Genomic DNA, 12140 nt, shown 5'->3' with positions numbered 1-12140 from the left:
CGTCAGCGCCGGAACAACGGCCGCGGGTCGACCGCCCACACCAGCCTGCGCCACCAGGAAGCCTTGCGCCGCACCGCTTTGCGCACCTGACGGGCCAGCCGCCAGCTGTGTTCGTGGTGGACGGGTGCCGGTGCGAACGCGGCCTGGTCGACCATGGCCGCGAGCCGCGCGCCCGGCTCGCCCCACTCGCGCGCCACGTCCGGGACGGTGCGGCTCGGCTTCGGCCGCAGGCCGGCGAGTTGCAACGAGTCGAGCACCTCGTTCCAGGCGCCCACCGGACCGGCCGCACGCAGCCGGACGCGCCGTGAAGTCCTTGCCGCGAAAAGGCCTACGAGCAGCAGCACCGGCGTGAACACCCAGAACGGGAAACCCTTCGGCGCCGGGGGCGCGGCCACCTGGTCGCCCTGCACGGCCGTCGGCTGCACCAGCGGCGGCACCGACGGCAACGAGGTCGGCGTCGGCTTCGCGGTGGTCGACGCGAGCCGGTTGAGCACCTCGCGCTTCGACGCGGCGCTCGGCCCGCTTCCGTTGCCGGACACCGGATCGAACGCGACCCAGCCCCAGCCGCTGAAGTACACCTCCGGCCACGCGGTCGCGTCGGCGGCGCGCACGATCCGCTCGCCGTTCTCCTCCGGCACGGGCTGGAACCCGACCACCACGCGCGTCGGCAGCCCGACGGCCCGCGCGAGCACGGCGTAGGCCGACGCGAACTGCTCCGCCGTCCCCGCCCCCGCACCGGACTCGCCCGCCGCGCCGAACAGGAACGTCTCCAGCCGCGCGTAGGACGACCCGACCGGCGCCTCGGCGTCCGGCCTGCGGTTGAGCCGCACGACCTGTTCGAGCGCGACGGCCTTCTCGTACGGCGTGCGGGCGTTCTGCGTCGCCTGCCGCGCGTAGTCGGCCAACGTGAACGGCAGCCGCGGCAACGCCGTGTACTTCGTTGCGTTGGCAGGAACCTGGGCCTCGGCGAGATCGGCGTCGGCGGGCGTCTCGACGACACCGCGCACCGTGTAGCTCAGCCCCGTCTTCAGTCCTTCCGCGATGACCAGCGACCCGGTGTCCGGGTCCACCATGGCGTCGCTCAGCGACACCGCCTGCGGTCTGCCGACACCCGGCAGCCACTCCCCCTGCAGCCCGGTGATCAGCAGGTCGACGCTGGCGTCCTGGAACTTCCCGCCGGTCGGCAGGTCCGGCGCGTCGACCACGCCGAGCGGGCCGTACGTCGAGGCCGACTCCCAGGAGGCTCCCGAGTACCGGCTCAGCGTCACCAGCCGCACCGGCACCTCGGGCCCGCGCATCCGGAACAGCTCCGCCTCCCCCTGCGCGGCCCACGCGGCGAGCTGCGGCAGCGGGTTGGAGATGGCGATGTCGGTGACCGGCGGCGTGACCAGCTTGCGCGGCTCGAAACCGTTGGTGGGCAACACGAAAGTCAGCAACGTCAGCGCGGCCAGCGTCGTGGCGAGCACGGCGGGCGGCACCACGGGCCCGCGCCGGTCGATGACCAGCCAGCCCAGCGCGAGCACCACGACCAGCGTCAGCGCCACCAGCCCGTACTGGTCCGCGCGGCCCGTGGTGAGCAGCGCCGCCGACACGTACAGGGTGGCCGCGCCGAGCGCCGGCACGAACAGGGCCGTACCGCGCCTGGTCACCGACAGCACCGCACCCGTGGAGATGCCGATGATCAGCAGCAGGCCGGGCACGAGCAGTTCGGGGGTCGCGGGCGCGGGGCGGGCGGCCGTGAGCAGCCTCGGCACGGTGTCGAGCAGCACCCACGTCGGGTCGCGGTCCGGGGACGCGCCGCGGGCCAGGAAGAACCCGCCCGTCATCGCGAGCACCATGACCGCCAGCGCGGCGAGACCTGCCGGCACGAGCCGTTTCAGGGCCAGCGCGAGGAACCCGGTCAGCGCGGCCAGTCCGAAGTAGAGGGTCGCACCGTCCCAGGCCTGCGCCAGTTGCAGCGAACCGACCAGCAGCAGCGCGACGACCCAGCCGAACTTCAGCAGCGAGTTGCTCATCGGGCCACCACCGCGTTCCACGAGTCGACCAGGTCCTCCGCCCGCGCCCCGCTGATCACCAGCACCGACCCGGTGGCACCCACCGGCCGCTTCTCGTCCACCACGAGCACGGTGCCGAACGCGGCCCGCCCCGCCTCCAGGACGAGCGCGGGCACGGTCGTGCCGCTGATCACGGCGACCACGTCGAGGTCGCGCACCGGCACGGTGGGCCTGCCGTCGACGTCGCGCAGTTCCAGGTCCGCCAGCGCGGCCAGGATCGGCGCCGAGTCCTGCTGCTCCTCGAGGTCCGTGCCCCCGGACGACGTCAGCAGCCGCACCGGATGCCCCTGCTCCAGGGCAGAGGTGATGAGCGAGGCCGCCACCTCGACGGCCTCCTCGAAGCGTTGTTCCTCCGCGTAGGACGACGCGCTGTCGTCCAGCAGCACGGCCAGGTGCGGGCGTGCCGGGTCGGCGTCCTCGCGGATCATGAGCGTGCCGGTGCGCGCGGACGTGGCCCAGTGCAGGCGCCTCAGGTCGTCGCCGGGGACGTACTCCCGCAGCCCCACCAGGTCCGTGCCGCCGCGCTCGACGCGTTCGTCGGCGCCGACCTGACCCCGGCGGGCACCGGAGGGCAGACCCCGGACCGGCAGCACGCGCGGCACGACCCGCACCTGGACGACCCCGCCCAGCACGGTGCGCGCCTGTGCCAGACCGGCCAGACCCTTGCGCCGCAACGTCAGCGGGCCCACGTCGAACACACCGCGGCGTTCGGTCGGGATCGCGTAGTCGACGGCCTCGACCGCGCCGGGCGCCAGCAGCGGCACGTCGACGGTCATCGGGGAGCCCGCCACCATGTCGACGGCGTCGAGCGCCACCGGCCAGCGCCCGGTGGACGACAGCTCCAGCCTGCCGTTGCAGCGCGCCAGCCGCGGCACGGTGCGCGGGCGGACCGTGCGCGAGACCGACAGCGGCGACGCGACCAGCACGGAGACGATCGAGGCGACGACCAGTGCGGTCAGCGCCAGACCGAACGCCGCCATGCCCGCGTACCGCCACCACAGACCGACGCCGAGCATCAGCAGGCCCAGCACCGCTGTCCCGGTGCCGCGCACGGTGAGTCTCATTGCGCCGCGGGCTTGGGCACCGCCACGCGCGACAGCACGTCGGACAGCACCTCGGCCGTCGTCACACCCGACAGGACGCTCTCCCGCGTCAGCACCAGACGGTGGGCCAGCACGGGCTCAGCGATGTCCTGGACGTCCTGCGGCACGACGAAATGCCGCCCCTTCGACGCCGCGTACACCTGCGCGCAACGCACGAGCGTCCGCAGACCACGCGTCGAGGAGCCGAGCCGCAGCCGTTCGTCGGTGCGGGTACCGGTGCCCAGGGACGAGATGTACTGCAGGATCGGATCGGCCACGTGCAGCAGCTGCAAGCGGGCGCTGAACGAGCTGACCTCCCGCGGCGACGACACCGTGCGCACGTCGGCGATCCGGCCTGCGCCGCTGCCGGGGCGCAGCACGTCCAGCTCGTCCTCCACCGACGGGTAGCCGATCGAGGTGCGCAGCATGAACCTGTCGAGCTGCGCCTCGGGCAGCCGGTACGTGCCGTCGAGGTCGATCGGGTTCTGCGTCGCCACCACCAGGAACGGGTCGGGCACCGCGTGCCCGACGCCGTCGATCGTGACCGTCCGCTCCTCCATGACCTCCAGCAACGCGGACTGCGTCTTGGCCGCCGCGCGGTTGATCTCGTCGGCCAGCACGATGTTCGCGAACACCGGACCCGGCCGGAACCGGATCTGGCCCGTCTGCGGGTCGTAGACCGAGGTGCCCGTGACGTCCGACGGCAGCAGGTCCGGCGTGAACTGCACGCGCCGCGACAGGCCGCCCAGCGCGCCCGCGACGGCACGCGCCAGCGTCGTCTTCCCCGTGCCCGGCACGTCCTCCAGCAGCACGTGGCCGCCCGCGAACATCGCCACCAGCACCAGGTCGATCACGTCGCGCTTGCCGCGCACGGCGCTCTCGACCGCGTCACCGAGCCGGGTGTGCAGGTCGCGGAAGGCGGAAACCTCACCGGTGTCGATCACTTTTCCTCATCTCCGCGACGAACACCGATGCGCAGCAGGAACGCGCACGCCAGCAGACCCAGGCCACCCGCGCCCATCGGCGCGGTCTCGGCCCCGGCCGGAGCCAGCCGCGGGACGCAGCCGGGTTTGCCCTGACACTCGTCCAGGATGTAGTTCGCGTTCCTGCCCGCGGACTCGACCTGTCCGCCGCCGGTCGCCGCGTAGGCGCGGACGACGATCCGGTTCGCACCCTCCTCCAGCGTGATCCGGGCGGTGGTGGCGTTGCACGGGATGCCGACCGAGTACTCCCAGGTCGTGTTCACGACCTCGCAGCGACCGTTGTGGTTCGCCCAGTCCGCCGGCGGCGCCATGTTCACCGTGCGCGTCGGGATCCGCGGCCCACCGGTGATCCCCGTGATCACCGTGGCGCCCGCGCTCGGCAGGGACGGCGGTGGCGGAGGCGGAGGAGTCGTCGTGGTCGTCGGTGGCGGAGGCGGCGGGGTGTTGGGAGGAGGCGTGTTCGGGGGCGGGGTGTTCGGCGGGGGCGTGTTGGGCGGCGGGGTGTTCGGCGGCGGCGTCACCGTGAAAGCCGCCATGCCCGCGGCACCGGCCGTGGTCGCCGTGGACGCGCGCACCGTCACGTCGAGCCTGCCGCCCGAGCAGAACGTGGAACCCGCGCACGGCACCGAGAGATCAGTGGACGTACCGGCCGACTGCGCCGACACCGAGCCACCGCTGAACGAACCGGAGCCCGCCACGGTGTAGCCCACGACCGGTTCGGCCGACGCGGCCGCGGTCCAGCTCACCGTCACGACGAGCGCCGAGGCGGTGCGCGACTTCTCCCGCACCGTCACCCCCGCGGGCGCGGCCGGGGCCGTGCCACCGGCGGAGGGCGGCGTCGAAGGAGTGGAAGGAGGCGAGGGCACCTCGGTGGTCGGCGGGCCGTTGTTGCCACCGGGGTTGCGCGGCGGCTTCTGCGGCTCGTTCGGGTTCGGCGGCGGGGGCGGCGGCACGGACGGCGGCGGCGAGCGGTCCGGGTCCTTCACCGGGAGCTCGGGGCTGCGGATCGTCAGCGACCGCGTCGCACCGTCCGGGTCGACCAGCACACCGGTGGACGACCCCGGCACGTTCACGAACAACCGGCCGTCGTCGAACACGAGCTCGGGGTCGGCCCCGCCGGACGTGCGCACGTCGTCGCCACCGCGGCTGCCGCCGCGGTCGAGGATGATGACCTTGCCGGATCCCTTGCAGGGCACGTAGACCTTGTCGCGGAACACCGCGGGACGGCCGGGGTTCGGGCATCCCATCGCGCCGACGTCGACCCGCAGCACGCCGCGGCCGACGACCAGCACCACGACCGAGGACGACGGCACCGACGCGGGCACCAGGTCGAGCGGTGAGGTCTGCGCGGCGATCACCTCGGCGTCCGAGCGGTCGGTGGACGAGTCCACGTCCTCACCCGTGCCGTCGCGCACCACGACACCGCCGTCGAGACCGATGAGCGTGACGCCCTGGTCGTGCGGCACCAGCACGGTGCGAGGCCCGGCACCGGTGATCTGGCGCTGCGAGCGCTCCTCGAACCGCTCCTCGTCGTCCGACCAGTCCAGCGACCTCAAAGTGCCGCCGTGGTCGACCAGCCACAGCACGCCGCGCTCGTCCACGACGGCGTCGGCGAGCGGCTGCCCCGCCTGCCAGGTCTGCCCGACGTCGGCCAGCGTCAGCGGGTCGGCGGTGTGCACGGTGCCGGCCGCGCGGTCGACGATGTAGACCATCCCGTTCGCCACCAGCACCTTGCTCGTCGCACCGGGCGGCGCCTGCCGGCGGCCGGAGGCGAGCAGCGTGGCCAGGTCGATGACGGTGATCTCGCCGGTGCGCCGGTTCAGGACGATGAGCCTGCCGTCCTCCTGCGCGATCTCCAGCTGCGAGTCGGGCCCGCTGATCTGCAGCCGCGTCTGCGGCCTGCCCGACACGGGGTTGACCTGCACGACCTCGCCGCGCTGGTCATCACCCAGCCAGGTGAGCCCGTCCGACACCGCGACCGACGTGCGGGAGATGCCCTGACCGAGCGCGGCGCCCGCGAGCACCAGCACCCCCAGCAGTGCCGCGACGAAACTCGCCGACTCCCGCCCTCCACCGGAGATAATGCGTCTGATCCGGTGCCACCAAGACATACCGCGCCCCTCCCTCGCCCGCCGGGGATGCTAACCCTCGGCTATGACAACTTCGGGCGGCGCATGGTTCCCGGATCGCCCGGTCAGCCGACTGGCAGACATCAGGAAGCGTAATGACGGGGTCTGACAGTTTTGAAAACCGAATGGCGTTCCCCCAACTCGACCAACGCTTAAGGCAGAGTGGACGCATGGAGATCCCCGGCATGGGACTTGCCAAGCAGGCGCTCAACACCGCCCTCGACACGACAGTGGCCGTCGCGGCCGTTCCGGCCCGCGTGCTGAGCCTGATCGGCGAGGTCGAACAGCTCGTCCGCAAGGTCAACGGCACGATCGACGCCGTCGACGGCATCGTCGCGAAGGCCGGTGACCTGGTGGACCGCACGGCCAACGTCGTGGCGGACGCGGAGAAGGCCGTCGACGAGGTCCGCGCGATCACCGCGAGCGCGAGCGACGTGGCCGAACGGGCCGGGCTGGTCGTCACCACGGCGGGCCACACCGCGCACACGGCCAACGAGCTGATCGGCATGTTCGAGCCGATCGCCAAGAAAGCCCAGCCGCTCGCGCAGCGGTTCGTGGACGAGCTCTCGCCGCACGAGGTCGAGGCCGCGATCAAGCTGGTCGACGAGCTGCCGGTGCTGACGGAGCACCTGACCAGCGACATCCTGCCGATCCTCGCCACGCTCGACAAGGTCGGCCCCGAGGTGCACCAGCTGCTGGAGGTCACCAGCGACATGCGGCAGGCGATCCTCGGCATCCCCGGCTTCGGGTTCATGCGCAGGCGCGGCGAGAAAAAAGAAGAGGAAGAAGGTGTGAGGGAGCTGGAAAACGGGTAGCCCACCCGAATGACAGCTCTCGCACGCGAAGATCAACTGACCTGGTGGCTGCTGACCAGCGTGTTCGGCCTGCTCGCCGCCATCAACGTCGCACTCGCCGTCACGGAGAGAACGACCTGGCCCTACGCGCTCGCGGCGTTGCTTCTCGCCGCGAGCGCGTGGAGTGCCAGACAGGCGCTCAGGCCTTCCCCGTCGTCTGCTGCGTCAGGTTCGACGAGGCCCCGAACCGGAACGCCCGCACCCGATAGGTCGCGGTTTTCTCGTCTGGAAGTGTGATCACCCCGTACGAGGTCGTGTCCGGGTCGAGCTGCACGGCGACGCGGTAGTCCCCCGCGCCCGCGGGCTTGACCTCGATCAGGTACCCGTCCTCGTCGGACGAGCGGTCCTCCCAGGTGAACAGGATCCCGTTGGCGTGCTTCACCTCCGCCTTCAGGCCCGTCGCCGCCGCCTCGGGCGAGGCCACCGGCTGCGTACCCCCGCCCTCGCGCACGGGCGCGGTCCAGTCCGGCCCCTCGATCTCCGGCACGTCCTCACCAGGGGGCAGCGCGACGTCCACGGTGGCGGAAGCGGGCCCGGTGAACGGCCGCACCCGGTAGTAGAACTGCGTTTCCGGGATCAGGTCCGGATGCTTGTAGATGTTCTTGGCGGGCGCCGCGAACTCCAGGATCGTGTACTCGCCGTCGGCACTGTTCGCGTACTCGACGACCTGCCCGGCCGACCCCGCCTCCGGACGCCACTTCAGCGTCACGTCGATCGGCGAGGTCAGCTCGGACGTCAGCACGGGGTCCTGCTGTTCCTGGCCGCAGGCAGCCAAGAACAGCAGGAGCACCAACACAGTCGTGCGTCGGATCACTTGCGCCAGAACTTGATGTTGCTCCAGACGACCGTGGCAGGTCCTTGACCGCTGGAAGTCCTGTAGGCGCCGAACTTGTCGTAGAAGCTCGAACCCGAGCTCGCGTAGGTGTGCGCACGCGAGCCGTTGATGTACGTGCGGTGTTCCGTGGCCGTGTTGTGCACGGTGTTCACGCGCACGGTCGCACCCACGGTCGCGCCGGTGGCGATGGTGTCGCCCCCGTGCACGGCGTAGAGCCGGCCGCCGCGTTCCACGGCGAGCATCCAGAACGGTCCCGCGCTGGGAGCCTCCCGGAACGTCTGCTTGAGACTGATGCGGGTGCCGCCGAGACTCGTGATCCGGAAGCTCCCCTCGAACTGGCGCGTGCCGCCGGTGTAAGTGGCGTAACGCCGCTCGGCACGCTGGTCACCGCTCGCGGTCGAGCAGGTGAGCTGGAACGTGAGGTTGTCGACGTTGCCACAGCCGCGTTCCTGCACGGTGAACGACGGCGAGTAGCTGGTCCAGGGACCCGTCTCGACCTGTGCCTGCGCCGGTGAGACCGACACGAGCAGACCGGCTGCCAGCGCGATCCCCGCAACGGTGCGGAGTCGTTTGGACATACCGATACCTCCTCAAAGCGTGCTGAGGACAGCACGTTTTCTCAGGGGGCGGTATCGGGAGCGTAGCCGATAATGATCGGATGTTCGACCTCCACCGTCTGCGATTGCTGCGCGAACTTTCCCAAAGGGGAACCCTCGCCGCCGTGGCGCAGGCGCTGAACTACAGCCCGTCGTCGGTGTCGCAGCAGCTCTCCCTGCTGGAGTCCGAGGTCGGTGTACCTCTTCTGGAACCGGTCGGACGGCGGGTCAAGCTCACGCCGCAGGCCGAGATCCTGGTGCGGCACACCGAGGAGGTGCTCGCGCGGCTCGACCAGGCCGAGTCGGAGGTGGCCGCGTCGCTGCACGAGATCACCGGCACGCTGCGGGTCGCGACGTTCCAGACCGCGGCGCTGGCGTTGATCCCTGCGACGCTGGCGCGCATGCGGGACGAGCACCCGTCACTGCGGATCGAGTTCCAGGTGCTCGACCCCGCGGAAGCGCTTTCCGCGTTGAACGCCAGGGACTTCGACCTCGTCTTCGTCGAGGAGTGGCCGGACCAGCCGGAGGCCAGGTTCACCGGCCTCGAGTACCGGGAACTGTGCCGTGACCCGATCCGGCTGGCCGTCCCGCGTGGACTGCCGACGACCGAGATCGGCTCCTACCCGTGGATCATGGAGGCCGAGGGTTTCCCGCAGCGGATCTTCAACGTGAACTGGTGCCGCCACAGCGGTTTCGAGCCGGACGTGCGCTTCTCCTCGACCGACGTGCTGGTGAAGCTGCGGTTCGTGGAACGGGGTCTCGCGGTCGCGTTGCTGCCCGACCTGGTCTGGTACGACCGCGAGGTCACCGTCGACCTGCACGAGCTGCCGGTGCCGATGTCCCGGCTGCTGTTCACTGCGGCACGGGCAGGACGAGGTCAGCATCCGGCCGTGCGGGCGTTCCGCGAGGCGCTGGCGCTCTCCGTAGCGCCGCTCCGACCCCCGCCGTGATCACCAGGGCGATGCCGCACAACGAGATCACGCTCAGGTGCTGGCCGAGCAGCAACGCCCCCGCCAGCGCGGCCGCGGCGGGTTCGAGCGCGAGCACGACGCCGAACGTGCTGGCCTGCAACGTCTTGAGCGCCCTGATCTCCAGCGTGTACGGGATCGCGGACGCCAGCAGCGCCACCAGCGTGCCCAGCAGCAGGATCCTGGGCTCGAACAACGTGGCGCCGGCCGTCGACAGCCCGTACGGCAACGTGAGTGCCGCCGCGATCAGGCTCGCCCCCGCGAGCCCGCCGGTGCCGAGCCCCGCCGTCGCGAGCTTGCGCCCGGCGAGGACGTAGCAGGCCCAGAACGCGGCCGCGAACAACGCGAGCACCACGCCGATCAGGTCGAGCTTCGCCCCGGTGTACTCGTGCACGCCCAAGACGACGACGCCCGCGAGCGCCAGCCCGACCCACACGAAGTCCCTGGGCCGCCTGCTCAGCGCCGCCGCGAGCCCGAGCGGCCCGAGGAACTCGATGGTCACCGCGACGCCGAGCGGGATCCGGTCGATCGCGAGGTAGAACGTGCCGTTCATGCCGGCCATGGTCATCCCGAGCACGAGCGTCTCCTGGCGGAACTTCGGCCGCACGACCACGGCCAGCATCAACGCCGCGATCCCGAGCCTCAGGGCCGTGGCGCCGGGTGCGCCGATCTGGCCGAAGAGCTGGTTCGCGAACGCAGCGCCGAACTGCAGTGAGATGACCGAGCCGAGGACGAGGAAGACCTGCATGCGCTCAGTCTCGGTTCCCCCGTCCCTTCGGTACAGCAAATGTTTTCGAGCGATATCGTTCGGTTTTCCCGAACCTTTAGACTGGCCGGTGCGATGAGACGCAAACCCTCCTCCCCTCTCCCCCAGCGCAACGGCCTGGACGCGGCGCGGTTGAAGCTGCCCTCCGAGGGCTCTTGGCCCTCCCTGCGCGAGCACCTGGTCGAACGCCTGCCGCGGGTCGCCGCCGAGCGCATCGACGAGATGCTGGCCGAGGAACGGATCTGGGGCGTCTCCGGGCCGCTGGGCCTCGACGCGCCGTTCGTGCCCGACTCCTACATCTGGTTCCACCGCGACCTGCCCGTCGAGGTGCCGGTGCCGTTCGAGGTCGGCGTGGTCTACCAGGACGACGACATCGTGGTGGCCGACAAGCCGCACTTCCTCGCGACGATCCCGCGCGGGCAGCACATCATGCAGACCGCGCTGGTGAAGCTGCGCGACTCGCTGGGACTGCCGGACCTCTCCCCCGCGCACCGGCTGGACCGCGTCACGGCAGGGCTCGTGCTGTTCGTGGTGCGCCGCGAGGTGCGCGGCAAGTATCAGACGATGTTCCGCGATCGGTTGGTGCGCAAGGAGTACGAGGCGATCGCCCCGTACGACCCCGCGCTGGAGCTGCCTCGCGTGGTGCGGTCGCGGATCATCAAGGAACGCGGCATCATCACCGCGTTCGAGGAGGCCGGCGAGCCGAACGCCGAGACCCACGTGTCCCTTGTGGAGCATCGCGGTCCCCTCGGCCGCTACCACCTCAAGCCGGTGACCGGCCGCACCCACCAGCTGCGGCTGCACATGTCCGGGCTCGGCGTGCCGATCGTGAACGACGACTTCTACCCCGTGCTGCGGGAGCGTCCGCTGGACGACTTCTCGGCGCCCCTGCAGCTGCTGGCCCACACGTTGTCCTTTGTGGACCCGATCTCCGGTGTGGACCGGTCGTTCACGTCGGGACTGAGGCTGTCCGCCTGGTCATGAGATGTGCGTGCGGCGGGCGTCGATCGGCTGCGGCTCCCAGACCTGGCCCATCCGTTCGAGCAGGCGCCGGGCGAGCGCGCTCGTCTGCGGATGGGTCTCGGTGAACGTCGCCACGACCCGCGCCCGGAACATCAGCCGGCCGCGTGCGGTCGTGCTGTACCAGAACCAGTCCTCGTCGACGACCCTGGCGAGGTGGTCGGTGCCGTCCCGCTCGGCGCGCTGCACGAGCGCGTCCCCGTTCACGAACCACCGCACGCACGCGTCCTCGAGCCCCGCGGTGAACCCGCGTTCCTCGAAGTAGGCCTGCTCCGCGGCCTCCCGCAGCTCGCGGGGCGTCTCGTTGACGGTCGCGCAGGTCGGGAAGCCGATGCGGAGGTAGACGACCTCGGTCAGCCCGTCGCCCAGCGCCGCGCCCTCGAAGTCGACGAACTTCGCGCCGTCCGGTGAGTACATGTCGTTACCGGGACACGGGTCGCCGTGCACCAGGTCGAACTTCCCGGTGTCCTCGAAGACCAGTTCGTCCTCCGCACCCCCGATCTCCACGCCCAGCGCCCGCACGAACCGCAGGAACGGGACGGGGTCCGGGACCGCCTGGCGCGGCAGCAGCCCGGCGTGCTCCGGCCCGGTGGCCCTGTGCAGGCGGGCGAGGCCGCGGGCGTAGGCGATCACCCAGTCCTCCCCGAACGGGTCGGAGCGCAGCCGTTCGAGCACCAGGATCCGCTTCTCGTGGTCGACGTCGAGGACACGCGGCACCACGCCGGTGTGCTCGGCGAGCCGCAGCGCGGTGACCTCACGCTCGAACGCCACCTGGTCACCGACCACCTGCTTGACGACCCGGTCGCCGTCCACCCACACCTGCGACCTATCGCCGCTCGGAAGTAGTTCCACA

11 protein-coding genes are annotated in these 12140 nt (G+C 71.2%); 3 read left to right on the top strand and 8 right to left on the bottom strand.

Annotation, left to right across the window (positions count from 1 at the left end; genetic code table 11):
* Positions 1–2: 2 nt before the first annotated feature.
* Genes ACSHWB_RS28020 through ACSHWB_RS28005 form a run of 4 tightly spaced genes read right to left on the bottom strand, consistent with a single transcriptional unit; the run spans position 3 to position 6230 of the window.
* Positions 3–2015, bottom strand: a complete 2013-nt coding sequence (locus ACSHWB_RS28020) for a transglutaminase domain-containing protein (RefSeq protein WP_439656272.1) — start codon at positions 2013–2015, stop codon at positions 3–5.
* Entirely contained in the window at positions 2012–3106 is a 1095-nt protein-coding gene (locus ACSHWB_RS28015; protein WP_439656271.1) for a DUF58 domain-containing protein, read from the bottom strand. Before ACSHWB_RS28015 ends, ACSHWB_RS28020 begins: the two co-directional genes overlap by 4 nt.
* 8 nt (positions 3107–3114) lie before the next feature.
* The gene (locus tag ACSHWB_RS28010) at positions 3115–4080 is read right to left on the bottom strand and encodes an AAA family ATPase (RefSeq protein ID WP_439656270.1); all 966 of its coding nucleotides are present in this window, start codon (positions 4078–4080) and stop codon (positions 3115–3117) included.
* The gene (locus ACSHWB_RS28005; protein WP_439656269.1) at positions 4077–6230 is read right to left on the bottom strand and encodes a hypothetical protein; all 2154 of its coding nucleotides are present in this window, start codon (positions 6228–6230) and stop codon (positions 4077–4079) included. The genes ACSHWB_RS28010 and ACSHWB_RS28005 overlap by 4 nt, the downstream gene beginning before the upstream one ends.
* A 188-nt stretch (positions 6231–6418) precedes the next feature.
* Here ACSHWB_RS28005 and ACSHWB_RS28000 point away from each other — a divergent pair, with 188 nt between their 5' ends.
* Complete coding sequence (locus tag ACSHWB_RS28000) at positions 6419–7063, top strand: hypothetical protein (RefSeq protein ID WP_360030549.1); 645 nt, start codon at positions 6419–6421, stop codon at positions 7061–7063.
* 178 nt (positions 7064–7241) lie between these two features.
* Here the strand turns inward: ACSHWB_RS28000 and ACSHWB_RS27995 are convergent, their stop codons facing one another.
* Both ACSHWB_RS27995 and ACSHWB_RS27990 read right to left on the bottom strand, forming a co-directional pair.
* Complete coding sequence (locus ACSHWB_RS27995) at positions 7242–7892, bottom strand: fibronectin type III domain-containing protein (RefSeq protein ID WP_439656268.1); 651 nt, start codon at positions 7890–7892, stop codon at positions 7242–7244.
* A 20-nt stretch (positions 7893–7912) separates the two neighbouring features.
* On the bottom strand, positions 7913–8515 hold the full coding sequence (locus tag ACSHWB_RS27990; protein ID WP_439656267.1) for a hypothetical protein: 603 nt from the start codon (positions 8513–8515) through the stop codon (positions 7913–7915).
* An 80-nt stretch (positions 8516–8595) separates the two neighbouring features.
* Between ACSHWB_RS27990 and ACSHWB_RS27985 the strand changes: the two genes are divergently transcribed.
* Entirely contained in the window at positions 8596–9483 is an 888-nt protein-coding gene (locus ACSHWB_RS27985; protein ID WP_439656266.1) for a LysR family transcriptional regulator, read from the top strand.
* Here the strand turns inward: ACSHWB_RS27985 and ACSHWB_RS27980 are convergent.
* Complete coding sequence (locus ACSHWB_RS27980; RefSeq protein WP_439656265.1) at positions 9386–10249, bottom strand: EamA family transporter; 864 nt, start codon at positions 10247–10249, stop codon at positions 9386–9388. The genes ACSHWB_RS27985 and ACSHWB_RS27980 overlap by 98 nt on opposite strands.
* Positions 10250–10342: 93 nt before the next feature.
* Between ACSHWB_RS27980 and ACSHWB_RS27975 the strand changes: the two genes are divergently transcribed.
* On the top strand, positions 10343–11251 hold the full coding sequence (locus ACSHWB_RS27975; protein ID WP_439656264.1) for an RluA family pseudouridine synthase: 909 nt from the start codon (positions 10343–10345) through the stop codon (positions 11249–11251).
* Here the strand turns inward: ACSHWB_RS27975 and ACSHWB_RS27970 are convergent.
* Complete coding sequence (locus ACSHWB_RS27970; protein ID WP_439656263.1) at positions 11246–12139, bottom strand: hypothetical protein; 894 nt, start codon at positions 12137–12139, stop codon at positions 11246–11248. The two genes, ACSHWB_RS27975 and ACSHWB_RS27970, sit on opposite strands and share 6 nt — an antisense overlap.
* Between the last annotated feature and the right edge of the window lies 1 nt (position 12140).

Source organism: Lentzea sp. HUAS TT2 (genome assembly GCF_051853195.1).
Taxonomy (GTDB): domain Bacteria; phylum Actinomycetota; class Actinomycetes; order Mycobacteriales; family Pseudonocardiaceae; genus Lentzea.
The sequence above is the reverse complement of the archived record's forward strand: the minus strand, read 5'-3'. Positions and strand labels throughout refer to the sequence as shown.

Coding starts and splice junctions, on each gene's coding strand:
- ACSHWB_RS28020 (WP_439656272.1), bottom strand. CDS start 2,015: ATGAGCAACTCGCTGCTGAAGTTCGGCTGGGTCGTCGCGCTGCTGCTG.
- ACSHWB_RS28005 (WP_439656269.1), bottom strand. CDS start 6,230: ATGTCTTGGTGGCACCGGATCAGACGCATTATCTCCGGTGGAGGGCGG.
- ACSHWB_RS28000 (WP_360030549.1), top strand. CDS start 6,419: ATGGAGATCCCCGGCATGGGACTTGCCAAGCAGGCGCTCAACACCGCC.
- ACSHWB_RS27990 (WP_439656267.1), bottom strand. CDS start 8,515: ATGTCCAAACGACTCCGCACCGTTGCGGGGATCGCGCTGGCAGCCGGT.
- ACSHWB_RS27985 (WP_439656266.1), top strand. CDS start 8,596: ATGTTCGACCTCCACCGTCTGCGATTGCTGCGCGAACTTTCCCAAAGG.
- ACSHWB_RS27980 (WP_439656265.1), bottom strand. CDS start 10,249: ATGCAGGTCTTCCTCGTCCTCGGCTCGGTCATCTCACTGCAGTTCGGC.
- ACSHWB_RS27975 (WP_439656264.1), top strand. CDS start 10,343: ATGAGACGCAAACCCTCCTCCCCTCTCCCCCAGCGCAACGGCCTGGAC.